General features: G+C 71.6%; 21 protein-coding genes. 12 read left to right on the top strand and 9 right to left on the bottom strand.

The features are described from left to right. Positions 1 to 15: 15 nt before the first annotated feature. The 9 genes from E2C05_RS00665 to E2C05_RS00625 are packed head-to-tail and all read right to left on the bottom strand — an operon-like array spanning position 16 to position 9013. Complete coding sequence (locus E2C05_RS00665) at positions 16 to 942, bottom strand: NAD(P)/FAD-dependent oxidoreductase (protein ID WP_133217662.1); 927 nt, start codon at positions 940 to 942, stop codon at positions 16 to 18. A 14-nt stretch (positions 943 to 956) separates the two neighbouring features. After that, positions 957 to 1946 carry an ABC transporter ATP-binding protein gene (locus E2C05_RS00660; protein ID WP_133217661.1) on the bottom strand — a complete coding sequence of 330 codons (990 nt, stop codon included), beginning with the start codon at positions 1944 to 1946 and terminating at the stop codon, positions 957 to 959. After that, positions 1943 to 2965 (bottom strand): ABC transporter ATP-binding protein, encoded by a 1023-nt coding sequence (locus E2C05_RS00655; RefSeq protein ID WP_133217660.1) that lies wholly within the window; start codon positions 2963 to 2965, stop codon positions 1943 to 1945. The genes E2C05_RS00660 and E2C05_RS00655 overlap by 4 nt, the downstream gene beginning before the upstream one ends. After that, complete coding sequence (locus tag E2C05_RS00650; protein WP_158291851.1) at positions 2937 to 3830, bottom strand: ABC transporter permease; 894 nt, start codon at positions 3828 to 3830, stop codon at positions 2937 to 2939. The genes E2C05_RS00655 and E2C05_RS00650 overlap by 29 nt, the downstream gene beginning before the upstream one ends. A gap of 38 nt (positions 3831 to 3868) precedes the next feature. After that, positions 3869 to 4849 carry an ABC transporter permease gene (locus E2C05_RS00645; RefSeq protein ID WP_205082664.1) on the bottom strand — a complete coding sequence of 327 codons (981 nt, stop codon included), beginning with the start codon at positions 4847 to 4849 and terminating at the stop codon, positions 3869 to 3871. Then, the gene (locus E2C05_RS00640; RefSeq protein ID WP_133217657.1) at positions 4837 to 5895 is read right to left on the bottom strand and encodes an NAD/NADP-dependent octopine/nopaline dehydrogenase family protein; all 1059 of its coding nucleotides are present in this window, start codon (positions 5893 to 5895) and stop codon (positions 4837 to 4839) included. Before E2C05_RS00640 ends, E2C05_RS00645 begins: the two co-directional genes overlap by 13 nt. Positions 5896 to 5904: 9 nt before the next feature. Then, complete coding sequence (locus E2C05_RS00635; RefSeq protein WP_133217656.1) at positions 5905 to 7053, bottom strand: NAD(P)/FAD-dependent oxidoreductase; 1149 nt, start codon at positions 7051 to 7053, stop codon at positions 5905 to 5907. Next, complete coding sequence (locus tag E2C05_RS00630) at positions 7053 to 7676, bottom strand: hypothetical protein (RefSeq protein WP_133217655.1); 624 nt, start codon at positions 7674 to 7676, stop codon at positions 7053 to 7055. Before E2C05_RS00630 ends, E2C05_RS00635 begins: the two co-directional genes overlap by 1 nt. Beyond that, entirely contained in the window at positions 7673 to 9013 is a 1341-nt protein-coding gene (locus E2C05_RS00625; protein ID WP_133217654.1) for an LLM class flavin-dependent oxidoreductase, read from the bottom strand. The genes E2C05_RS00630 and E2C05_RS00625 overlap by 4 nt, the downstream gene beginning before the upstream one ends. Before the next feature lie 227 nt (positions 9014 to 9240). Between E2C05_RS00625 and E2C05_RS00620 the strand changes: the two genes are divergently transcribed. From E2C05_RS00620 to E2C05_RS00565, 12 genes are all read left to right on the top strand, one after another. Then, positions 9241 to 10224: an ABC transporter ATP-binding protein gene (locus E2C05_RS00620; RefSeq protein WP_133217653.1), complete on the top strand. Its 984-nt coding sequence runs from the start codon at positions 9241 to 9243 to the stop codon at positions 10222 to 10224. Further along, positions 10217 to 11359, top strand: a complete 1143-nt coding sequence (locus E2C05_RS00615) for an NAD(P)/FAD-dependent oxidoreductase (RefSeq protein WP_133217652.1) — start codon at positions 10217 to 10219, stop codon at positions 11357 to 11359. Before E2C05_RS00620 ends, E2C05_RS00615 begins: the two co-directional genes overlap by 8 nt. Before the next feature lie 16 nt (positions 11360 to 11375). Then, a complete protein-coding gene (locus E2C05_RS00610; RefSeq protein ID WP_192912399.1) occupies positions 11376 to 12917 on the top strand; it encodes an ABC transporter substrate-binding protein in 1542 nt (513 codons plus the stop codon). Then, on the top strand, positions 12918 to 13859 hold the full coding sequence (locus E2C05_RS00605; RefSeq protein WP_133217650.1) for an ABC transporter permease: 942 nt from the start codon (positions 12918 to 12920) through the stop codon (positions 13857 to 13859). Continuing rightward, entirely contained in the window at positions 13856 to 14677 is an 822-nt protein-coding gene (locus E2C05_RS00600) for an ABC transporter permease (RefSeq protein WP_133217649.1), read from the top strand. Before E2C05_RS00605 ends, E2C05_RS00600 begins: the two co-directional genes overlap by 4 nt. Continuing rightward, positions 14670 to 15641: an ABC transporter ATP-binding protein gene (locus E2C05_RS00595; protein ID WP_133217648.1), complete on the top strand. Its 972-nt coding sequence runs from the start codon at positions 14670 to 14672 to the stop codon at positions 15639 to 15641. Before E2C05_RS00600 ends, E2C05_RS00595 begins: the two co-directional genes overlap by 8 nt. A gap of 66 nt (positions 15642 to 15707) precedes the next feature. Continuing rightward, complete coding sequence (locus tag E2C05_RS00590) at positions 15708 to 17762, top strand: hydantoinase/oxoprolinase family protein (protein WP_133217647.1); 2055 nt, start codon at positions 15708 to 15710, stop codon at positions 17760 to 17762. Beyond that, positions 17759 to 19408: a hydantoinase B/oxoprolinase family protein gene (locus E2C05_RS00585; protein WP_133217646.1), complete on the top strand. Its 1650-nt coding sequence runs from the start codon at positions 17759 to 17761 to the stop codon at positions 19406 to 19408. The genes E2C05_RS00590 and E2C05_RS00585 overlap by 4 nt, the downstream gene beginning before the upstream one ends. Before the next feature lie 14 nt (positions 19409 to 19422). Beyond that, positions 19423 to 20937 (top strand): ABC transporter substrate-binding protein, encoded by a 1515-nt coding sequence (locus tag E2C05_RS00580; RefSeq protein WP_133217644.1) that lies wholly within the window; start codon positions 19423 to 19425, stop codon positions 20935 to 20937. After that, positions 20934 to 21884, top strand: coding sequence for an ABC transporter permease (locus tag E2C05_RS00575; protein ID WP_133217642.1), 951 nt, complete (start codon positions 20934 to 20936; stop codon positions 21882 to 21884). The genes E2C05_RS00580 and E2C05_RS00575 overlap by 4 nt, the downstream gene beginning before the upstream one ends. Then, positions 21881 to 23701, top strand: a complete 1821-nt coding sequence (locus E2C05_RS00570) for a dipeptide/oligopeptide/nickel ABC transporter permease/ATP-binding protein (protein ID WP_133217640.1) — start codon at positions 21881 to 21883, stop codon at positions 23699 to 23701. Before E2C05_RS00575 ends, E2C05_RS00570 begins: the two co-directional genes overlap by 4 nt. Continuing rightward, entirely contained in the window at positions 23698 to 24660 is a 963-nt protein-coding gene (locus E2C05_RS00565) for an ABC transporter ATP-binding protein (RefSeq protein WP_133217638.1), read from the top strand. The genes E2C05_RS00570 and E2C05_RS00565 overlap by 4 nt, the downstream gene beginning before the upstream one ends. Position 24661: the final 1 nt, after the last annotated feature.

The raw sequence follows: 24661 nt of genomic DNA, 5'->3' as shown, positions 1-24661 counted from the left end.
TCTCTCTCATGGTGGTCAGTTGAAGAAGCGCGCGGGCCGGAAGGGCTCCAGCGCCGCGCTGATGCGATCCAAGGCCACCTCCTCCGCCACCAGGCGGCCGAGGATGGCGGAGAGCGTGACGCCGCTATGGGTCACGGCAAGGTAGTAGCCCTCCATCCGCGGCATGGGCCCGACGGCGGAAAGCCCGTCCTTCGGCATGGGCCGCGCGCCGATGCGCACCGCCTCCGCCTCCACACCGCGCAGCGCCAGGAACAGCCGCGCCGCGCCCGCCATCATGTCCCGTACCGGCTGCATGCGTGGGTCGGGATCCTCGGCGATGGCGTCCGCCCAGCGCCCTGCGCAGTTCACCACGCGGTCGGCCGGGATGCGCGTGCCGTCGGCCAGGCGCACGCCGCCAACCCGGCCGCCGGACGCCTCGATGGCCAGGACCCGGGCATCTTCCCGCAGGACCGCGCCCAGCGCGCGCGCGGCACGCAGCATGGCGCCGGCGCAGGGCACCGGGTCCAGCCAGCCTTCGTCCGGAAACCAGGCGACAGGCGCGTCACCGATGGCGGCGGGGTCGAGGTCCGGCTCCCGCGCCAGCGCCGCCTCGCGCGTGATCCACTCCACCGCATAGCCGCGCGCCAGCAGCCGGGCGATATTGCCTGCCTGCGCCGCACGCTTCTCCGGCGCGACCCATTCCAGGCTGCCGCTGGGGTGGAACCAGGCGGGGCGGCCGAAGGCTTCCCAGGTCTCGCGGTGCGCCACCATGCTGGCGATCCGCAGCGCATGATAAGCCTCGGGCACATGGCCGCTGGCGGAATTCAGCCAGGCGAAGCTGACGGAGGAGGTGCCGCCGCCGATCCGCCCCGCGTCGAGCACCGTCACCTCGGCGCCGGCCTGCGCCAGCCGGAAGGCGATGGACGCTCCCACCACACCGGCCCCGATGACGACGACCCGCATGGCGCGCTCCCTCCTCAGGCAGGGTTGTGACAGGCGAGGCGATGTCCGAACTCATCCTCCTCAAGCCGCGGTTCCACCTCCCGGCAGACGGTCCGGGCGGCGGGGCAGCGCGGATGGAAGGGGCAGCCGGCGGGGCGGCGCAGCGCGCTCGGCACCTCCCCCTGCAGGGCGATGCGCGGCTGCGTCGAATCGGGGTCCGGCACCGGGATGGCCGAGAGCAGGGCGCGCGTGTAGTGGTGCCGCGGCCGGGCGAAGATCGCGTCCACCTCCGCCATCTCCACCAGCTTGCCGAGATACATCACCGCGACATGGCTGCTGACGAAGCGCACCGAGGCAAGGTCGTGCGAGATGTAGAGATAGCCGAGCCCCAGCCGCTGCTGCAGCGACACGAGCAGGTTGAGGATCTGGGCCCGGACGGAGATGTCGAGCGAGGAGACCGGCTCGTCCAGGATCAGCAGCCTCGGTTCCACCGCCAGGGCGCGCGCGATGCCCACGCGCTGACGCTGGCCGCCGCTGAACTCATGCGGGTAGCGCCAGGCATGCTGCGGCTCCAGCCCCACCAGCCCCAGCAACTCGGCGATGCGCGCCTCCCACTGGTCCCGCCGCCCTGGCCAGTGGATTCGCAGCGGTTCGCGCAGCGTCTCGCCGATGGTCCAGCGCGGGTTCAGCGCCAGGGTCGGGTCCTGGAAGACGTATTGCAGCCGGCTGCGGATGCGCAGCACGTCGGGCCGCGCGCCGGCGGCGAAGACGGGCAGGATGTCCTCGCCCTCGAACCGCACCGTCCCGCCGGTGGGCTGCACCAGGTGCAAGATGCTGCGGGCCGTGGTGGTCTTGCCGCAGCCGCTCTCCCCGACCAGCCCCAGCGTCTCCCCCACCCGCAGGTGGAAGGAGACGTCGTCCACGGCACGGATGGTGCCGCCGCTGCGACGGAACAGGCCGCGCGACCCGACGGAGTAGTGCTTGGAAAGCTTCTCCACCTGCAGCAGCGGGCCGGCGGTGCTCATGCCGCCATCCCCTGGCTCCCGCGGCGGAGGCAGGCGACCATGTGGTCCGGCCCGACCGCGACCTGCACCGGCAGCACGCGGCGGCACTCCGCGGTGGCTTCGGGGCAGCGTGCCGCGAAGCGGCAACCCGCCGGGGGGTTCAGCAGGCCGGGCGGGCGGCCGGCGATGGCAGGCAGCAATTGCCGGCCGCCGCTGCGATAGCTGCGATCCAGCCGCGGCATGCTGTCCAGCAGCGCGCGGGTATAGGGATGCTGCGGGCTGTGGAAGATCGTGCGGGCGCTGCCGCTCTCGCAGACGCGGCCCGCATACATGACGGTGATGCGGTCGGCCATGCGCGCGACCACGCCCATGTCATGCGTGACCAGCACCATGGACATGCCCAGGCGTGCGCGTAGTTCCGCCAGAAGGTCGAGGATCTGCGCCTGGATCGTGACGTCCAGCGCCGTGGTCGGCTCGTCCGCCAGCACCAGCGACGGGTCGCAGAGCAGGGCGCGGGCGATGCCGACGCGCTGGCGCATGCCGCCGGACAGTTCATGCGGATATTGCCGCAGCCGCGCGGCCGGGTCGGTCAGCCCAACCAGGCGCAGCAATTCGGCAATGCGTTCCGGCGCCTCCCGCTTCGTCGCCATCCCGTGCCAGACCAGGATCTCGGACAGTTGCGCGCCGACGGACAGGATGGGGTTCAGCGAGGTCGCCGGGTTCTGGAAGATCATGGAAATGCGCCGACCGCGGACACGCGTCATGGCCGTCTCGGGCAGCGCCAGCAGATCCTCACCCTCGAACAGGACCCGCCCAGCCTCGATCCGCGCCGGCGGCGGCACCAGGCGCAGCAGGGCAAGCGAGGAGATGGTCTTGCCGCTGCCGCTTTCCCCCACGATGCCCAGCGTCTCGCCGCGCCCGACCTCGAAATCCACCCCGTCCACCGCCCGCACCACGCCGTCCCGCGTGTGGAAATGCACCACCAGCCCTTCGGCGCGGAGCAGCGGCGGGCTACTGGCGGAGACGGGGATTGAAGGCATCGGTCAGGCCATCCGCCAGCAGGTTGAAGCCGAGCACGGTGAGGAAGATTGCAACGCCGGGCGCAAGCGAGCCCCAGGGCGCGACCTTCAGCGCCTCGTAGTTGAAGTACAGCATCTGCCCCCAGGAGATCGCCTTGGGGTCGCCGAAGCCGAGGAAGCTGACCATCGCCTCCGCCAGCACCGCCCCGCCGATGCCGAGCGCGACCAGCACGATGAGGGAGGGCAGCGCATTGGGCAGGATGTGCCGCAGCAGGATGTCCCGCTTCGTCGCGCCGATGCAGATCGCCGCTTCGACGAATTCCGCCTGCTTCAGGCGCAGGAATTCCGCCCGCGCCATGCGGGCGATGGGAGGCCAGCCGAACAGGCCCAGCAGGGCAATGATGGTCAGCAGGTTCAGGTGCGGCACCTTCTCCAGCGGGGTGCCGACCACGATGATGCCGAACAGCCGCACCACCGCCAGGATCACCACGAAGACCGGGATCACCAGGAAGAACTCGGCGAAGCGCATCAGCACCTCGTCCAGCAGCCCCCCGACATAGCCGGCGATGCCGCCGATGACGATGCCGACGAGGGAGGCGATGGCCATGGCGCCGAGGCCGACCGCCAGCGCCGTGGGCGCGCCGTAGAGCACGCGGCTGAGCACGTCATAGCCCATGCGGTCGGTGCCCAGCGGGTGCAGCCAGCTTGGCGCGGCGCGGGCGCCGCCGCGCAGCATGGCGGACTGGTCCCCGGGATCATGCGGCGCGAGGAACGGGCAGGCCAGCGCGACCAGTACCACCAGCAGCACGAGGCCCAGGCCCACCATGCCGCCGCGGTTGCGCCGGAAGCGGTACCAGCCCTGCCGCCAGATGCCGGGCGGCTTCACGGGGGGCGCCGGGAGCGGCGCGGGAATGGCGGCATCCATCAGCCGAGCCGGATCCGCGGGTCGATCAGGACGTAGGCGATGTCGGTCAGCAGCGTCGCGGCCACCAGCATCACCGTGATGACCATGGTCGTGCCCATGATCAGCGGGTAGTCCAGTTGCTGGATGGCCATGATGTAGAGCGCGCCGAGACCCGGCCAAGTGAACACCGTCTCGGTCACCGGCGCGGTGCCGAGCATGAGGCCGAACAGGATGCCGAGATAGGTCAGCACCGGGATGAAGGCATTGCGTAGCGCATGGCCCAGTACCACGCGGCGTTCCGGCAGGCCGGCGGCGCGGGCGGCCGTGATGTAGTCCTGCCGCAGCGTGTCCACCAGCGAGGCGCGCAGCAGCAGGGTCAGCGTCGCCGTGTTGAAGAAGGCCAGCATGGAGACCGGCAGCACCATGTGCCAGAGGCCGTCGATGATCTCGCTGTCCATCAGCATGCTGCGGGTGGAATACGCGCCGTAGGAAGGCAGGATGCCGAGCCAGTAGGCGAAGACCAGGATCAGCAGGATGCCGACGAAGAAGCCCGGCAGGGAATGGCCCAGCATGGCGGCGGAAATCACCCCGAAATCCACCCGGCTGTATTGCCGCGTCGCCGCCAGGACGGACGCGCCGACCGAGGCCAGGAGCGCGATAAGGATCCCGGGCACCTGGATCTTCAGAGTCTCCAGCCCGAAGGTCACCAGCATCCCGCCGACCGGCTGGTTGTAGATGATGCTGGTGCCGAAATCGCCCTGGAGCATGGCGCCCGCCCAGGTCAGGTAGCGGTCGGTCACGCTGCCATCCAGCCCGTAGTAGCGGCTGATCTCGGCGACGATCTCGTCCGTCATGCCCGGGCGCTCGGCCAGCAGGATCTCGATCGGGTTGCCGATGGCGTTGATCAGCGCGAAAAGGATGAGGCTGACGCCCACGACCAGGCAGGCGCAGAAGAACAGCCGCCGCAGGATGTAGCGCAGCGTGCCCATCAGGCGGCGCACCAGCCGTCGCGGCACAGCGCCTGCAGTCGCGGCAGGGACAGGTCGTCGAAACCGATGCCGGGCAGCAGGTCGTTCGCCGCCGCCAGGTCGCGGCCATACAGCGCCGAGAGCAGCGCGATCCCCGCCTCATGCAGCGGGGCAGGCCGGCCCACCAGGCGGCCGAGTCGTGCAGTCGGCATCAGGCCGAAGGGCACGTCCTCCAGCACGTAGCGCGTGTCGAGCGTCGCCGGCGCCTGCGGGTTGTCGCCGCGCGCGGCCATGGCGCGCGCCATCTCGCCCAAAGGTGCCTCCGGCACATGGAAGGAGAGGGCGAAATGCTGCCGCAGCGTGCGGACCCCCAGCCCGAGCGCTCCGGCGATGGCCAGGCGTTCCGCGTCGAGCGCTTCCAGCAGGCGCCCGACCGCATCGGTGATATTGTCGTTCTGCCGCCAGTCCTCGCTGCGCTCCATGCGCGTGAGGTTGCACAACGCGATGCCCATGTGGTTCTGCGGGTTCACGTTGGACAGCGCGATGGCCAGCAGCCCGTCCCGCAGCCGGAACCGGTCGCCGCAGAGCGCGCGGCAGAGGGCAAGGCCGGCCTCGGCCTGCGCCACCGGCAGCGTTGCCAGGTCCACCTGCGCGCGGATGCTGCCGATGCGCACCGCGCCCGGCCCGGTGCGGCGCCCCGTCACCACGGTGGTGCCCAAGGCGATGATCGGCAGCATCACGCCCCGCGCCGCAAGCAGCCGCGCCAGGTAGAGCGCGCCGAAGGAGAGATGGCCGCTGAGGATCACCGCCTGCCCGGCGCCCAGATGCGGCGCGACGGCGTCCAGCACGGCGCGGTGGTGGTTCGCCGGCAGCGCCAGCACCACCGCCTCGGCCTGCGTCACCGCGGCCGCCGGGCCGGGCGCTACCTCCAGCGGCACATGGCCGGTCAGCGCGCCCGCGACCTCGAGAACCGCAGGTGCGCCGGAGCGAGACCAGACCACGGGGCGGTGGCCATTCTCCGCTAGGAAGGCCGCCATGCCCAGGCCGATCGCGCCGCCGCCCAGCACCGCCACGCGCATCGCCGCCCCCTACCCGGCCGGTTGCAGCAGCGCGCCGCCCGGCGCCGCAGCCGTGGCGAAGCGGTCCGGCGCGAAGGCGGCGATCGGCCAGTTGGTCGCGCCGTCCAGCGCAAGCTGCGCGACGATGCCGCCCATGATCGGGCCCAGTTCGAAGCCATGGCCGCAGAAGCCGAAGGCATGCACCAGGCCAGGCTGCGTGCGGGAGAGGCCGATGACCGGAATCTCGTCCGGCAAAACGCCCTCGATCCCCGCCCAGGCATGGACCAGGCGGGCCTCGCGCAGGATGGGAAAGACATCCAGCGCGGTCCGGGCGGAGAAGGCCAGCCGTTCCACATCCAGCTGCACCCGCCCGCTGTCGAGATCGGCGACGCCCTTGTGCCCGCCGCCAATCATCACATGGCCGGTCGGCGCCTGCTTGAAGGACATCGGTCGTCCCGTCAGCCCCACCACCGGCGTGACGAATGCCGGCAGGGCGGAGGTGTAGATCATCATGAAGGCGTTGAAGCCGAGCGGAATCTCCTCCCCTACGCTGCGCGCCAGCCGCGCGCCCCAGGCGCCAGCGGTGTTCACCAGCACCGGCGCGCGATGCGTGCTGCCATCGGCGCAGCGCACCTCCCACAGCGCGTCGCGGCGGTCCAGCCCCAGCACAGCAGCGCCCTCGCGGATCTCGGCGCCCGCGGCTTCGGCGGCGCGGCGGAAGGCCTGCGCGGTCTGGTAGGGCCGGGCGAAGCCGTTGTCGCGCGCCACCAGGCCGCCCACCGCATGATCCGCCACCGCCGGCAGCAGGCGGCGCAACCCGGCGCGGTCCACCACCTCCTCATGCGTCCAGCCGGCGGCGCGCATGGCGGTGGCGCGGGCTTCCAGCTCCGCCAGTTCCGCGGCGCTCTCCGCCACCTTCACATGGCCGGTGGCGTGGAAGTCGCAGTCGTCGCCGACCAAGTCCCCGATGCGGTGCCAGAGCGCCAAGGATTCCACCGCCAGCGGCACCTCCGCCATGTGGCGGCCCAGCGTCCGCACACCGCCCGCGGAGTAGGAGGAGGCATGCGCCGCCACCCGGTCCTTCTCCAGCACCAGCACACGCTTGCCGCGGCGGGCGATGTGCAGCGCGGCCGACAGCCCGTGCAGCCCACCGCCGACGACGATGACCTCCGGGGTCATCACAGGCGCTCCGCATCCGGCTGCGCGCCGCGCGGCGTCAGCACGGCGGGCGCCAGCGCCGCCAGCGCGGCGAAGCCGGCATTGCGCGCGGGCGCGACCACGCTGGTCAGGCGGCCGCCGCGCAGCCCGGCCTGGGCCAGCGCCGCCGCGCTGCGTTCCGTGCCGGGCGGCGATTCCAGCAATTGCGCAACGGCCAGCGGGTCCAGCCGCGCCACCTCCGGCAGCGGGCGCGGCGGCGGGGTTGCGATCGCGCCCTCCGGCGGCAGCCCTGCCAAGACGCGGGCGGCAATGGCGCCCTGGCGCGCCGCCTCCTCTGCCGTGGTCGCGCCCAGCACCACGCCCGCGGCGAAGATGCCGGCCTGGGAGGTCTCGCCCGAGGGCCCGACCACCGGACGCCCGTCGGCGAAGGCGCAGTCCAGCGCCAGCAAAAGCAGGGGTTCGTCGGCCGCCAGCAGCAGCCGCGCGAAGGGCACGGCGCGGATGCCCGCGGCATCCTCCACCCAGACCAGACCCGGCTCCGCATGCCAGGCGGTGGCGTCGGGCCGCGCGATCACCACCGCCTGCGGCAGCACCGAAGCCGCCGCGCGCCCGGCCGGGCCGGTGCCGATGATGACGATGCTCATGCGCCGCGCGCCGTGGTGTGGCGGTTGGGCGGCATCGGCACGCCCAGGTTCTCCCGCAAGGTCGCGCCTTCGTACTCGGTACGGAACATGCCGCGGCGGCGCAGTTCCGGCATCACCAGCTCGACGAACTCGTCGAGGCCGAGCGGCAGCACGGGCGGGCAGATATTGAATCCGTCCGCCGCGCCGGCCTCCACCCAGGCTTCCATGTCGTCCACGATCTGCTCGGGCGTGCCGACCAGAATACGCCCGCCGAAGCCCGCGGCGATGGTGGTGTAGAGCTGGCGGATGGTCAGGTTGTCCTTGCGCGCCAGCGCCAGCAGGTTCTTGGCGATGCTCTTCACCGGCCCACCCGGCGGGTCCGGCACCGGGCCATCCAGGTCATGGCCGCGCAGGTCGCCCAACTGGCCATAGAGGTAGGACAGCCCGATCTCCGGCGCGACCAGCGCATTCAGCAGGTCGTACTTCTCCCGCGCCTCGGCTTCCGTCCGACCGATGAACAGCGTGATGCCGGGCATGATCTTCATGTGGTCCCAGTCCCGGCCATGCTTCGCCAGGCGGGACTTGAGGTTCTGGTAGTAGTCGCGGGCGCTGTCGACGTCGTGGGAGGCGGAATAGACCACCTCCGCGCTTCGGGCGGCGATCTCCAGCCCCTGCTCCGAGGCGCCGGCCTGCACCAGGATCGGCCGCCCCTGCGGCGTGCGCTTCACGGACAGCGGGCCACGGACCTTGAAATGCGTCCCCTTGTGGTTCAGCACATGCAGCCTGTCGGGATTGAAGAAGAGGCCGCTCTCCTTGTCATGGAGCATGGCGTCCGCTTCCCAGGAATCCCACAGGCCCTTCACCACCTCCACGAACTCGGCGGCGCGGTCGTAGCGCGTCTCGTAGTCCAGGTGCTCGTCGCGGTTGAAGTTCCAGGCCTCGGCCTGCGACCAGCTGGTCACGATGTTCCAGCCGGCGCGGCCGCCGCTGATATGGTCCAGCGAGGCCCATTTCCGCGCGATGTGGAAGGGCTCGTTGTAGGTGGTCGATGCCGTGGAGACGAGACCGATGCGCGAGGTCATCGGCGCCAGCGCCGAGAGCAGGGTCAGCGGCTCCAGCTCCGCGGTCTGGTGGCTGCGGCACAGCGCGCCCGGCGGCTCGTCCTTGGTGCGGATGCCGATGCCGTCGGCCAGGAACACCATGTCGAATTTCGCCGCCTCGGCGGCCTGCGCGATGTACAGGAAATGCCGGTAGTTGGACGCGGCGCCGGGATCGGCCAGCGGATGGCGCCAGGCCGCGGCATGGTAGCCGAGGTAGCGCATGGAAAGGCCAAGCCTGATCTGCCTGCGGGCGGCCATGCACGGGTCCCTGCCAGCGGGGCGGCCGGATCCCCGGCGCGCCGTCCCGCACACCGCACCATGATCGCGCGCCGCCTGCAAGGCGCCTCCGCCCGTTGACCGCGCCCGCGGGGGCATCCGGCCGCCGCATTTTTCGGCAGCCGGGGCTGCGGCATGCCCCGCATCGCCTCGCCGAGCCGTCCCACCGCCTTGCCTGTGCCCGAGGGCTTGGGCAGGCTGCACCCGACATGATCCCGCCGGCCCTGGACATCATCGGGCTTCGCACGGAGTTCCGCGTCGGCGGCGCCTGGCACCCGGCCGTGCGCGACGTCTCGCTGCGCCTGCAGCCGGATGAGGTGCTGGCGCTGGTGGGTGAGAGCGGCTGCGGGAAGAGCGTGACCGCGCTGTCCGTCATGGGCCTGGTGCGGCCGCCGGCCGGCCGCGTGGCTGCCGGCCGCATCCTGCTGGACGGGCAGGATCTGGCGGCGCTGCCGGAGCGCGACCTGGAACGCCTGCGCGGCGATCGCCTGGCCATGATCTTTCAGGAACCGATGACCAGCCTGAACCCGCTGATGACCGTGGGCGACCAGGTCGCGGAGGCGCTGCGCATCCATCGCGGCCTGTCGCGTCGCGCCGCTCTGGACCGCACGCGGGCGCTGTTCGAGGAGGTGAAGATCCCCTCCGCCGCGCAGCGGCTGCGGGACCATCCGCATCAGTTCAGCGGCGGGATGCGCCAGCGGGTGATGATCGCCATGGCGCTGGCCTGTGACCCGGCGGTGCTCCTGGCGGACGAGCCGACGACGGCGCTGGACGTCACCATCCAGGCGCAGGTGCTGGGACTGCTGGCCGATCTTCGGGCGCGGCATGGCATGGCGGTGCTCTTCATCACCCACAACCTGGGCGTGGTGGCGCAGATCGCCGACCGCGTGGCGGTGATGTATGCCGGGGAAATCGTGGAGCAGGGGCCCGTCGCGGAGATCTTCGCCCGGCCGCTGCACCCCTACACGCGGGCGCTGCTGGCGGCGCTGCCGCGGCTCGACACGCCGGACCAGGCGCTGGCCGCCATCCCCGGGCGGGTGCCGCCGCTGGATGCCATGCCGCCGGGTTGCCGCTTCGCCCCCCGCTGTCCCCTGACGCGCCAGGGCTGCGAGGGGGAGCAGAGCCTCACCGAAGCGGCGCCGGATCATGCGGCGCGCTGCCATGTCGTGACCGGGGGCTTCGCCCATGCATGACGCCGATGTCCTGATCATCGGCGGCGGCGGCGCCGGCTGTTCCGCCGCGCTGCATCTGGCGAAGCGCGGCGCGCGGGTGGTGGTGCTGGAGCGTGGCTTGGTCGGGGGGCAGGCCTCGGGCGTCAACCATGGCGGCGTGCGGCAGCAGGGACGGCATCCGGCCGAACTGCCGCTCGCGCGCCGGTCCCGTGCCATCTGGGCGCGGATGAAGGAGTTGATCGGGACCGATGCCGAGTTCGATCCCTCCGGCCACCTGAAGCTGGCGCGCAGCGAGGCTGAGGAGGCCGACCTGCTGCGCTGGAACGCCATGGCCGCCGAGCATGGCCTGGCGCCGCGTATGCTGGGCCGCAACGCCATCCGCGCCCAGCACCCCTATTTCGGCGAGCAGGTGATCGCCGGCAGCCTGCTGGAGGAGGATGGCTCGGCCAATCCTCGCCTGCTGGTGCCGGCCCTGGCCCGCACCGCCCGGGCGGCCGGCGCCACGCTGCTGGAACAGCATGCGGTGACCGACCTGGCGCATGACGGCGCGCGGTTCCGCATCACCGCGAACGGCACGGAATTCCGCGCGCCCGTCCTGCTGAACTGCGCCGGCTTCTGGGGCGCCGACGTGGCGAAGGCCTTCGGCGAAACCGTGCCGATCGAGCCGCTGCATCCCAACATGCTGGTGACGGAGCCGCTGCAATTCTTCTGCCCGCTGAACATCGGCGTGGTCGGCGGCGATGTCTATCTGCGGCAGATTGCCCGCGGCAATGTCATCCTGGGCGGCGGCCGGGGGGAAGGCGATGCCAGCCTGCCGATGTCCCGCCCCCGGCCGGAATCGGCGCTGACGGCCATGAACCGCGCGATCCGCCTGATTCCCCGGCTGGAAGGCGCGCTGATCATCCGCAGCTGGACGGGCATCGACGGGCTGACCCCGGACGTCATCCCGGTGCTGGGCCCCAGCCGCACCACGCCCGGCCTGATCCACGCCTTCGGCTTCTCCGGCCACGGCTTCATGCTCGGGCCGGCGGTGGGGGAAGTGCTGTCGGAATTGGTGCTGGATGGCCGGACGGATGTCCCGCTGGCGCCCTTCGATATCGGCCGCTTCGCGCGGCCCGACGGTGTGGGCGAGGATCTCTGGAAGTCACGCTTGTAGCCGGGGGAGAAGGGCGATGGCGGGTTGGCGGGCGGCGCTGCTGGGCGCGGCATGGTTGGTCGGGCTGGCCTGGGACGCGACGGCGCAGCCGGTGCTGCGCGTCGGCATGGCGGCGCAGGACGTGGGACGGCTGGACCCGCATTTCGCCACCTCCACCATCGACCGCGTCGTGGTCGGCTGGATGTTCAACGGGCTGGTGCGCTTCGCCCCCGGGTCTGCCGACCCCGCGACCATCGAGCCCGACCTGGCAGAGCGCTGGGACAGCAGCGCGGACGGCAAGACCTGGACATTCCACCTGCGCCGCGGCGTGCGCTTCCACGGCAATTACGGGGAGCTGACCGCCGAGGACGTGGCGTTCAGCCTGAAGAAGGCCGGCACCGCTGCCAGCTCCGCCTTCTCCGCCGATTTCCGTTCCATCGGCAGCGTTGAGGCGGTGGATCCCTACACCGTCCGCATTGTGTTGCGGGAGAATGTGCCCAGCCTGCTCGGCATCCTCACCAACTATTCCGGCGGCTACATCGTCTCGAAGCGCGCGGCGGAGGAGCGCGGCGACGGCTTCACCCGTGCGCCCATCGGCACAGGCCCCTTCGCGCTGGACCGCGTCACGCCGAGCCAGAGTGCCGAGCTGGTCGCGCACGCCGAATACTTCCGGGAGGCGCCGCAGATCGGCCGGATCAGCTACCGCTTCATCCCCTCCGACGCGTCGCGCGACCTGGCCTTCCAGAACCGGGAGCTGGACCTGAATTACGGCCGGTCCGACCAGACCTGGGTGAACCGGATGCGGCAGCAGCCGGGCGTGACGGTGGACATCTTCGAACCGGCCGAGCTGGCAATCCTGAACCTCAACATCACCCAGCCCCCCTTCAACGACCTCCGCGTGCGGCAGGCGCTGGCCCATGCGGTGAACCGGGCGGAGCTGGTCCGCTGGCGCGGCACGGATGTGAGCCGCGAGGGACAGAGCCTGGTGCCGCGCGGCTATCTCGGCTTCATCGAGGCGGGGGTGCTGCCGCACGACCCGGTCCGGGCGCGGGCGTTGCTGGCGGAAGCGGGGCATGGCAGCGGCCTGACCGTGAAGGTCATCCATACCCAGCTGCCAGAGATGCTGAACATGATGCAGGTGGTGCAGCAGCAGCTGCGCCGCGCCGGCATCACGCTGGACCTGCAGGTGGTGGAGCATGCCACCTTCCACCAGCAGATCCGCCAGGATCTTTCGCCGCTGGTCTACTACTCGGCGGCGCGCTTTCCGGTGGCCGACATCTACCTGACGCAGTTCTGGCATGGCCGTTCCATCGTGAAGACGCCGACGGCGGTGACCAATTTCTCGCATTGCAGCCAGGCGGATGCGCAGATCGACGCGGCACGGGTGAGCACTGACCGGGAGGAGCAGTTGAAGCTGTGGGGTGAGGCGCAGCGCATCCTGGTGCAGCAGGTCTGCGGCGTGCCGCTGGTGGAGACGCTGCTGGTCTTCGCCCGGCGCGATGCGCTCGACTACGGTTATCCGCTGCGCGGCTCGATGAGCCTGGGCCCGCCGATCACCGAGCGGACACGGCTGCGCTGAATGCTGTTCTTCCTGGCCCGCCGCCTGCTGGCGGCCGTGCCGACCCTGCTGGCGGTGCTGACGCTGGTTTTCGTCATCGTCCGCATCGTCCCGGGCGACCCGGCTCTGGTCATCCTGGGCGATCAGGCGACGCCGGATGCGGCGGCGGCGCTGCGCGCCAAGCTGGGCACGGATCGGCCGCTCTGGGACCAGTATGCCGGCTTCATGGGCCGCGCCCTGACCGGCGACATCGGCACCTCCATGGTCACCGGCCGGCCGATCGCCGCGGAGATCGCCGCGGTGCTGCCGCATACGCTGGACCTGACGCTGGCGGCGATGGTGTTCGGCATCCTGCTCGGCCTGCCCGCCGGCATCTGGGCGGCGCTGCACCGCAACCGCGCGATCGATGTCGCCGCAAGGCTGCTCTCGCTGCTCGGCCTGTCCTTTCCCGTCTTCGTCTCCGGCATCTTCCTGCTGCTGGCTTTTGCGCTGCACTGGCGCATCTTCCCGGTGATCGGCAGTGCCGACCTGGCGGATCCCCTCGACCGGCTGCACAAGCTGCTGCTGCCGGCCATGACCCTCGGCCTGGTCATGGCGGCCTACATCACGCGCGTCACGCGCAGCGCCATGCTGCAGAGCCTGGGGGAGGATTTCATCCGCACAGCGCGCGCCAAGGGCGTGCCGCACCGGCGGATCGTCTGGGTGCATGGGCTGCGGAATGCATCCCTGCCGATCGTCACCGTCGTCGGCCTCTATGTCGGCATCCTGCTCGGCAACTCGGTCCTGACCGAGATCGTCTTCAACCGCCCGGGCCTCGGCAAGCTCATCGTCGGGGCGCTGAACCAGCGCGACTACACCATGCTGCAGGGTCTGATGGTGATCTACTGCGTCCTGATCGTGGCGGTGAACACGGCGACGGACCTGCTCTATGGCGTGCTGGACCCGCGGGTGCGGGCGGCATGAGGGCGGATGGCGCCGCGTCGCTCACCTGGATCGGCGGCCTGCTGTGCCTCGCGGTCCTGCTTGCCGCCCTGCTTGCCCCCTGGATCGCGCCCTTCGACCCGGCGGAGCAGAGCATCCTCGACCGGCTGCAGCCGCCCGGCGGCGACCACTGGCTGGGCACCGACCAGTTCGGGCGGGACATCCTCTCCCGCCTGCTCTGGGGCGCGCGCATCTCGTTGACGGTCTCGCTCGGCGCCATCGGGCTGGCGATGGTGGTGGGCGGCACCATCGGCCTCGTCTCCGGCTATATCGGCGGGCGGCTGGACCTGTTCACTATGCAGGTGATGGACGTGCTGCTGTCCTTCCCCTCGCTCATCCTCGGCCTGATCGTGGTGGCGCTGCTCGGGCCGGACTTGGTCAACCTGGTCATCGCCATCGCGCTGACCGCGATCGCGCCCTTCGCCCGCATCGCCCGCGCGCCGACGCTGTCCCTGAAGGAACGCGCCTTCGTCGAGGCAGGGCGCGCTCTGGGGTACTCGCATGCCCGCATCCTGTTCGGCCACATCCTGCCGAACATCCTGCCGGAGGTGCTGGTGATGGCCACGCTCTGGCTGGCGACGGCCGTGCGGGTGGAGGCCTCGCTGGCCTTCGTCGGCCTGGGCCCCAAGCCGCCCACGCCGACCTGGGGCGGCATGACCCGCGACGGGTTCGAGACCATCCTCGATGCGCCCTGGCTGGCGGTCTTCCCCGGCCTCGCCATCCTGTTGCTGGTGCTCGGCCTCAACATGGTCGGTGACGGGCTGCGCGACGCCACCGACCCGAAGCTGCGGCATGAGTGAGCCGCTGCTGGAGGTCGAGGGCCTCCGCAAGCATTTCGTGACCACGAAGGGGCTGCTGCGCCGCCGGCGCGTCACGGTGCGGGCGGTGGAGGATGTGTCCTTCGCCATCGGCGCCGGCGAGGCCTTCGGCCTGGTGGGCGAGAGCGGCTGCGGCAAGTCCACCGCCGCCCGCGCCCTGCTGCGGCTGATCGAGCCCGATGCCGGGGGCGTGCGTTGGCGCGGTGAAGATGTGCTGGCCGCGCGCGGTGCACGCCTGAAGGCATTGCGCCGGCGCATGCAGATCATCTTCCAGGACCCCTATTCTGCCCTGGACCCGCGGCAGCGCATCGGGGCGGCGCTGACGGAACCCATGCGCGTCCACGCCATTGCCAGCGGCGCGGAGGCACGCCGCCGCGCCGCCGCCCTGCTTGACGAGGTGGGCCTGCCACCCGCCGTGCTGGACCGCTATCCGCATGAGTTCAGCGGCGGCCAGCGCCAGCGCATCGGCATCGCCCGCGCCCTGACGCTGGAGCCCGAGCTGATCGTGGCGGATGAGCCGGTCTCGGCCCTCGATGTCTCGGTCCAGGCGCAGGTTCTGCTGCTGCTGCGGGAGTTGCGCCGGCGGCGCGGCCTCGCCTTCCTCTTCGTCTCGCACGATCTGTCGGTGGTGCGCTGGTTCTGCGACCGTGTCGCCGTCATGTATCTCGGCCGCATCGTGGAGGAAGGGCCCGCGGCACGCGTGCTGGCGCAGCCGCTGCACCCCTATGCGCAGATGCTGCGGGATGCGTCCCCTGTTCCGGATCCGGCCCGGCGGGGCACGCTGCCGCGCATCCGGGGAGAGATCCCTTCCGCCGCCGCGCCGCCGCCCGGCTGTCCCTTTCATCCCCGGTGCCCGCAGGCGATCGCCCGCTGCACGGGCAGCCTGCCGCGCTGGACGGCACTGCCCGCCGGCCAGGGGGGCGTCGCCTGTCACCTGCACGGCTGAAGCCGGTTGCGCCACCAGTGTGTGCATGGAACACTTTTGCGGCTGCGGTGCAGGAGATGGCGGCGGATGGCCTGGCGCGTGGGCGTGGATTCCGGCGGCACCTTCACCGATGTCTGCCTGTTCGAGGACACGACCGGCCGCGTCGAGGTCTGGAAGGTGTCCTCAACGCCCGACGACCCGTCCCGCGCCATCGCCCAGGGCGTGGAGGAAGGCCTGGGCCGGCTCGGCCGCCTGCCCTCGGACGTCGCCTATTTCGGCCACGGCACGACGGTCGCCACCAATGCGCTGATCCAGCACCGCGGCGTGCGCACGGGGCTGATCACGACCGACGGCTTCCGCGACCTGCTGGAGATCGGAAGGCAGAAGCGACCCGACCTCTATGACCTGCAGGTGGAGAAGCCGGAGATCCTCGTCTCCCGCGATCTGCGGCTGGAAGTGCCGGAACGCGTGCGGCATGACGGCAGCATCGAGACGGCACTCGACGAGCAGGCGGTGCGGGAGGCGGCGCGCGCCCTGAAGGCAGCCGGCGTGCAGGCGGTGGCGGTATGCTTCCTCTATGCCTTCGTCCGGCCGGAGCATGAGGCGACGGCGCGCCGCATCCTGACGGAGGAGTTCCCCGAGGCCTTCCTGACCACCAGCCACGAGATCGCGCCGGAATTCCGCGAATACGAACGGCTCTCGACCGCCGTCGTGAACAGCTATCTCGGCCCGGTGATGCAGGGCTATATCCGCCGACTGGCGGAACGGCTGGCGCAGCTTGGCGTGGCGGCGACGCCGCATCTCACGCAGTCCAATGGCGGCGTGATCGGGTTCGAGGCGGCGGCGTCCATGCCGGTGCGCATGGTGCTGTCGGGGCCCTCCACCGGCGTGGTCGGCGCGCAGGCGATCGGGCGCCTCGCCGGCTTCCCCGACCTGGTCACCTTCGACATGGGCGGCACCAGCACCGATGTGGCGCTGCTGCAGGATGGCGAGCCGCGGCTGGCGGGCGAGGCCGTCGTGCATGGCTACCCCATCAAGGCGCCGATGCTGGACATCCATACGGTGGGCGCCGGCGGCGGCTCCATCGCCTATGTGGACAGCGGCGGGCTGCTGAAGGTTGGGCCGCGCAGCGCCGGCGCCGCGCCCGGGCCGGTCTGCTACGCCAAGGGCAACCAGGAGCCGACCGTCACCGACGCCAATGTCGTGCTCGGCAATCTGCATCCCACGCATCTGCTGGGCGGCCGCATGCCGATCCGACGGGACCTCGCCCTGGCCGCCATCGAGGGGCTGGCGCAGCGCCTCGGCATGGAAACCATGGCGACGGCACAGGGCATCCTGTCCGTCGTCACCGCCAACATGGCGAAGGCCATCCGCGTCATCAGCGTGCAGCGCGGCCATGATCCGCGCGACTACACGCTCATGGCCTTCGGCGGCGCCGGCCCGCTGCATGCGGCGCGGCTGGCCAAGGAACTCGACATGCCGCGCGTGCTGGTCCCGCGCAGCCCGGGCATCCTCTGCGCCATGGGATTGCTGCTGACCGATCTGCGGGCGGATTTCGCCAGCACGCGGCTGACCGCCCTGGGGGAGGCGGCGATCGCGCCCATGCAGGCGGCCTTCGCGGCGCTGCAGGACCAGGCGGCACGCTGGTTCGAGGCGGAGGGCATTGCCGCCGGGGCGCGCCGGGTCAACCGCACCGCCGACATGCGCTATGCCGGCCAGAACTACGAATTGCCGATTGCCGTGCCGGAGGGGCCCGTCACGCCTTCCACGCTGGCGGCAATGGGCGAGGCCTTCGCCGCCGCGCATCGCCGCGCCTATGGCTTCGTGGCGGAGGAGGAGCCGGTGCAGCTCGTCACCTTCCGGATCGAGGCGATCGGCCAGGTGCGGAAGGCGGAGTTCCGGCCGAAGCCGCTCGCCGGCCCGGACCCCGCCGCGGCGCTGGAGGGCAAGCGCGATGTCTGGCTGCCGGAGGCCGGCGGCTGGGTGAGCGTGCCGGTCTATGCGCGGGACCGGCTGCTGCCCGGCAACCGCATCCCCGGCCCCGCGATCGCCGAGCAGATGGACAGCACCACCGTGGTGCTGCCGGGCATGGCGGCGCGCGTGGACCCCTATGACAACCTGATCCTGGAGGCCGCCGCGTGAGCGCTGCCCTGGACCTCTCCCGCCCGCAGGTGGACCCGATCACGGTCGAGGTGATCGGCTCCGCCCTCTCCTCCATCGCCGAGGAGATGGGGGAGGCGCTCGTCCGCGCCTCCTACTCCACCAACATCAAGGAGCGGCGGGACTGCTCAACCGCGCTGTTCGACCTTCAGGGCCGCACGCTTTGCCAGGCGGAGCACATCCCGATCCATCTCGGCAGCTTCATCGGCATCGTCGAGCACATCCTGAAGCGCCATCCCATGTCCGGCATGCGGCCGGGCGACGTGTTCTGCGGCAACGATGCCTATGAGGGCGGCGGCACCCATCTGCCCGACATCGTGCTGGCCGAGCCGATCTTCGTCGGGGAGAGGATGATCGGCTGGGCGGTGAACCTCGCGCACCACTCCGACTTCGCCGATCGCGGCCATGCGCATATCTTCCAGGAAGGCCTGCGCATCCCGCCCATCCGGCTCTACCGCGCCGGCGAGTTGCAGACCGATGTGCAGGAGCTGATCCTGCTGAACTGCCAGGTGCCGCGCGAGCGCCTCTCGGACCTCCGTGCCCAGATGGCGGCCAACCGGCTGGGCGTGCAGCGGATGCAGGCGCTCTGCGCGAAATACGGCACCGACACCGTGCTGGCGGCCGGCGAGGCGCTGCTGGACTATGCCGAGCGGAAGATGCGCGCCGGCATCGCCGCCATCCCGGACGGCACCTACCGCTTCGCGGACCGCCACGACAGCCCGGAGATCGAGGGCGAGTTGCCGCTCTCGGTCGAGATCACGGTGCAAGGCGATGCCATGCGCCTGCATTTCGACGGCCCGCCGCAGGTCCGCGCCGGGATCAACATGGTGATGACGGCGCTGCTGGCGACCGTCTACTACGCGGTGAAGACCGTGGTGGACCCGACGCTGCTGCCCAATGCCGGCCTGGCACGGCCGCTGACCGTGACGGCGACCGAGGGCAGCGTGGTGAACTGCACGCATCCGGCGGCGGTCAATGCGCGGCTGTCCACCTGCCAGCGCGTGGTGGATTTGATCCATGGAGCGCTGGCCCAGGCGGTGCCGGACCGCGTGACGGCCGCGCATAACGGCGCCTGCGTGGTCGCCAGCTTCGTCGGCCGGCAGCCGGGCAGCGGCGAGCCCTGGGTGTATCTGGAAACCATCGGCGGCGGCTTCGGCGCGCGCGCGACGAAGGATGGCCTCGACGGCGTGCATGTCCACACCACCAACACCTCCAACCTGCCGGTGGAGGCGCTGGAGATCGAGTATCCGCTGACCCTCATGCGCTACGAGCTGGTGGATGGCTCCGGCGGCGCCGGCACCCGGCGCGGCGGCATGGGGCTGCGGCGTGTCTACCGGGCGGAAGCGGATTGCCGCCTCCGCCTGGATGGCTCGCGGCTGAAATCGGCGCCCTGGGGCCTGCAGGGCGGCTTGCCCGGCGGGATGGGCCGCTTCGTCTTCGGCCCCGGCGTCGCGCCCTTCGCGCTGGGCAATGGCGACCTGAAGGCCGGGCAATGGGTGGAGATCGTCACGCCCGGCGCCGGCGGCTTTGGCCCGCCCGCCGGTCGCGCGAAGGATGCCGTGGCGCGCGACATCGCCGAAGGCCGCATGACCGCCGAGGACGCAGCCCGCCTCTACGGCGAGACCTGAGGAGGATTCCGCCCATGCGCGCGACCCGCCGCAGCCTGATCGCCGGCCTGCCCTTCCTGACGCTGGCGGATGCGCGGGCGCAGCGCGCGCCGGGACAATTCCGCTTCGGCCTCTCGGCCTTCCCGCCCAGCGTGCAGGCCTGGGCCAATACCGGCACCGCCGCGGCGACGGTGAAGCTGCTGATCCATCGCGGCCTGCTGTCCTACGACACCGCCGGCAAGTTGCGCGGCGAATTGGCGGAGGCCTGGTCGAACGAGGGTGCCGCGACATGGGTCTTCCGCCTGCGGCCGAACGCGGTGTTCCAGAACGGCGATCCCGTCACCGCGGCCGATATCCGCTGGAACCTCGAGCAGATGGCGGCGGAACGCTCCACCGCCTTCTACCGGAACGAGATGCAGGGGATCGAGCGGATCGAGACGCCCGACGAGCGCACGGTGCGGATCACGATGAAAACGCCGGTGGCGACCTTGCCCTACTGGATGGCCAGCTACCACATGGGCATGGTCTCCCGCCGCTCCACCCCGCAGCAGCAGATCGGTGCGGGGCCCTTCATCCTGCGCGGGCAGGAACGCGGCACCTTCATGGATCTCGCAGCCTTCGACCGGTACTACAAGCCGGGCCTGCCGCGGCTGAAGGACATCCGCATCATCGCCTATGCCGACGAGACGCTGCGGGTTGCGGCGCTGCAGGCCGGCGATGTCGACCTCATCGAATACGTCCCATGGCAGTCCATGGCGGGGATCGAGGCGGATTCGCGCCTGACGCTGGACGCGGTCTTCGGTCCCTTCATGTATCTGGTCTTCAACGCCACGCGCGGGCCGCTGGCGGATGCGCGGGTGCGGCGCGCCATCGCCCACGCCATTCGGCGCGACGACATCGTGAAGGCCGCCTTCTTCGGTCGCGGCGCCCCCCTCGAAGGTCTGCCGATCGCGCCGCAATCGGAGTTCTTCGACGCCGAACTGGCGCGCGGCTGGCATTTCGACCCCGCACTGGCGCGTCGCCTGCTGGCTGAGGCAGGCGTCGCCGGCGGCTTCACCACCTCCATCCTCGCCACCGCGCAATACGGCATGCACAAGGACACCGCCGAGGTGGTGCAGCAGAGCCTCGCCGCCATCGGCATCCAGGCGGAGTTGCGCCTGCCGGACTGGGCGACGCGGGTGAACCTCGGCAACCGGGGCCAGTACGAGATCGCGGTGCAGGGCACCGCCACCGACAACAACGACCCCGACGGCATCTCCAACCTGGTGGATGGCTCGCTCTCGCCCAGCTACGTCCGCAGCCTCGGGCTGCGCGTGCCGGCGCTGGAGGAGGCGATGGCCGCGGCGCGGGCCGAGTTCGACCCGGCGAGGCGCAAGGTGCTGTACCGCGACGCGCAGCGGATCGCCCTGCAGGAGGTGCCGATCTGCGGCCTCGCCTGGCGCAGCCAGGGCTATGCCATGCCGAAGACGGTGACGGGCTTCAGGAACATGCCCGGCGCGCTCTCCTTCTTCTCGGGCATCACGCTCGAGGAGACGGCGATCGCCGGATGATCTGGGCGGCGCAGCGCCTCGCGGTCAGCCTGCTGCTGGTCTGGTGCGTCGCCAGCATCGTCTTCCTCGCCATCCATCTCGTCCCGGGTGATCCGGCGGAGTTGCTGCTGTCCTCCGGCGGGGTGGCGCCCGACCCGGCGGCGGTGGCGGAGCTGCGGGAGAGGCTGGGCCTCGACCGCCCGCTGCTCGACCAGTATGTCGCCTTCCTCGCGGGCCTGCCGCGCGGCGATCTCGGCGCCTCCCTGGTGGACGACTACCCCGTGCTGGACGAGATCCTGCTGCGCCTGCCCCGCACGCTGGAACTGATCGGCGCCGGCGCGCTGCTGGCGGTGCTGATCGGCATCCCTGCCGGCACCCGCGCCGCGCTGCATCGCGGCGGGGCCTTCGACCGCTTTGCCTCGGCGCTCGCGGCGCTGCTGCTGGCGGTGCCGGTCTTCGTCGTCGGGACGCTGCTGGTGCTGGTCTTCGCGCAAATGCTGCGGTGGATGCCGGCGGGCGGCTATGTCCCGCTGGCGCAGGACCCCGGGCGGCACCTGCTGCTGCTGTCCCTGCCCGCGCTCGCCATCGGCAAGGGGCTGGTGGCGGTGGTGTTCCGCATGACGCGCACGGCGGTGCTGGACATGCTGGCGCGCGACCATGTCCGCACCGCCCGCGCCAAGGGCCTCCCGCCCGGCCGCATCCTGCGCCGCCATGTGGTGCGCAACGCGCTGACGCCGGTGCTGACCGTGCTGGCGTTGCAGATGGGCTCGCTGCTCGGCGGCACGGTGCTCGTGGAATACGTGTTCAACTGGCCGGGCCTCTCCACGCCCTTGCTGCGGGCGGTGGAGGCGCGCGACTACCCCATGGTGGTCGGCATCGTGCTGGTCATCTCGGCGCTGTTCGTGCTGCTGAACCTGGTGATGGACCTGATCTATGCGCTGCTCGATCCACGGGTGCGCAGGGCATGAGGCGGCTCTGGCTGCCGGGCGGGCTTGTCCTGCTGGTGGTGCTGGTCGCGCTGGCGGCGCCGCTGCTCGGCCTGCCCGACCCGATCCGGCAGGATGTCGCGCGGCGACTGGCGGGGCCGATGCCGGGGAGCCCGCTGGGACGGGACGAATTCGGCCGCGACGTCCTCTCGCGCCTCGTCTGGGGCGCACGGGCCAGCCTGACCGTCGCCTTCGCCTCGGCGGCCATCGCCTGCGTGGTCGGCACGCTGCTGGGGCTGCTCGGCGGCTGGTTCCGCGGCCTTGGCGAGTTCTTCGCCGTGCGGAGCATGGATGTGCTGCTCTGCTTCCCGCCGGTGCTGCTGGCGCTGCTGGTGGTGACGCTGCTCGGGCCCGGCTCCGGCACGCTCATCCTGGTGCTCGCCGCGCTCTACCTGCCGGGCTTCGTGCGCGTGACCTGGGCCGAGGTGCTGTCGGCCCGCAGCCATGACTATGTGGAAGCGGTGCGGGCGCTGGGCGCCCCCACCCACCGCATCCTGCTGCGCACCGTGCTGCCGAACATCGCCGGGCCGGTGCTGGTGCAGCTTTCGCTGGCGGTGGCCTCGGCGGTGGTGCTGGAAAGCGGGCTGTCCTTCCTCGGCCTCGGCGTGGTGCCGCCGGAACCTTCCTGGGGGCTGATGATCCGCGGCGCGCGCGGCACCATGGCGCAGGCGCCGCTGTTGCTGCTCTGGCCCTGCCTCGCGCTGTCGCTGACCATCCTGGCGATGAACCTGCTCTGCGATGCGCTGCGCGATGCGGCGGACCCGCGCACGGCGCCCGCCGCACCGCCGCGCTGGGTGGACCGGCTGCTGCCCGGCCTGCTGCCACCGCCACGGGCCGATGCCGTGCTTTCGATGCAGGGCCTCACCATCGAGATCGTCACGCCGCGCGGCACCATCCGGCCGGTGGAGGATGTCTCGCTGTCCGTCCGCGCCGGGGAGACCCTGGCGGTGGTGGGGGAAAGCGGGTCCGGCAAGTCGCTCACGGCACTCGCCGCCATGGGGCTGCTGCCGCCGGCGGCGCGGCCGGTGGCGGGCGCCGCCTGGTTCCAGGGGCGCGACCTGCTGCGACTGGAGGAGGCGGAGCATCGCCGGCTGCGCGGCAGCGCCATCGCCATGGTCTTCCAGGACCCGATGAGCAGCCTGAACCCGGTGCACCGCATCGGCGACCAGGTGGCGGAGGCGATCCGCGCGCATCAGCCCCTCTCCGCCCGGGCGGCCAGGGCGCGCGCCGTCGACCTGCTGCGCCGCACCGGCATCGCCGACCCGGACCGCCGGGCGCGCGCCTTCCCGCATGAACTCTCCGGCGGCATGCGCCAGCGGGTGATGATCGCCATGGCCATCGCCAACCGCCCCGCCCTGCTGATCGCCGACGAACCGACCACGGCGCTGGACGTGACGGTGCAGGCGCAGATCCTGGACCTGCTCGCCGGCCTGCAGCGGGAGACCGGCATGGCGCTGGTCTTCATCACCCACAATCTCGGCGTGGTGGCGGAGATCGCCGATCGCGTCACGGTCCTCTATGCCGGCCAGGTGGTGGAGGAGGGGACGGTCGCCGAGGTCTTCGGGGCGCCGCTGCATCCCTATACCGCCGCGCTGCTGGCGGCCGTGCCGGAAGGCGACGGCATGGCGGCCGGCATCCCCGGCACCGTGCCGCCACCGCAGGACCTGCCGCCGGGCTGCCGCTTCGCGCCGCGCTGCCCGCATGCCGCGCCCGCCTGCGACGCGCCGCAGTTGCTGGCGGAACGCGCTGGCCGTGCCGTGCGCTGCACCCGCGCGGATGAACTGGCGCTGGCCGCATGACCGCGCTCGTGCAGGCCCAAGGGCTCGCGAGGAGCTTCGGTGGCGGCTGGCTGCACCGCCCGCCGGTTCAGGCGCTGCGCGGCGTGGACCTGACCGTGGCGCGTGGCGAGGCGCTGGGCGTGGTGGGCGAGTCCGGATCGGGCAAGAGCACGCTCGGGCGGCTGCTGCTCGGGCTGCTGCCGCCCTCCGCCGGCACGGTGCGCTTCGACGGGCAGGATGTCGGCGCGGCCTCGCGCGCGGAATGGCGGCGGCTGCGGCAACGCATGCAGATCGTCTTCCAGGACCCCTTCGGCAGCCTCGATCCGCGCCGGCGCGTCGGGCCGCAGATCTTGGATGGCATCGCCATCCATGGCCTGATGCCGCCGGCCGAGCGGGGCGACAGGCTGGCGGCGCTGCTGGCCCAGGTCGGGCTGGACCCGGCGCATGCCGTCCGCTTTCCGCATGAATTCTCTGGCGGCCAGCGGCAGCGCATCGGCATTGCCCGGGCGCTCGCCACCGGCCCGGAATTCCTGGTGGCGGATGAGCCGGTCAGCGCCCTCGACGTCTCGATCCAGGCGCAGGTCATGGCCCTTCTGGCCGATCTGCGGCGGCAGCTCGGCCTCGCCCTGCTGTTCATCAGCCATGACCTGCCGGTGGTGCGGCAGCTCTGCGACCGGGTGGTGGTGCTGTATCTGGGCCGGGTGATGGAGGAAGGCCCGGCCGAAGCGGTGTTCCGCGCGCCGGCGCATCCCTACACCCGGGCGCTGCTGTCGGCCACGCCGCGGCTGGACCCGCGCCGGCGCCTGCCGCGCATCCCGCTGCCGGGGGAGCCGCCCAGCCCCGCCAACCCGCCCTCCGGCTGCGTCTTCCGCACGCGCTGCCCACAGGCAGCGGCGGATTGTGCGGCGGCGGTGCCGGCGCTGCAGCCCGTCGGTGCGGCGCATCGCGTCGCCTGCCTGCGTGCCGCGGAGGCCGCATGAT

Origin of the sequence: Paracraurococcus ruber, assembly GCF_004353985.1 — a bacterium.
Taxonomy (GTDB): Bacteria; Pseudomonadota; Alphaproteobacteria; order Acetobacterales; family Acetobacteraceae; genus Paracraurococcus; species Paracraurococcus ruber.
Note: the sequence above shows the minus strand (reverse complement) of the source record. Positions and strands in the feature narration are given on the sequence as shown.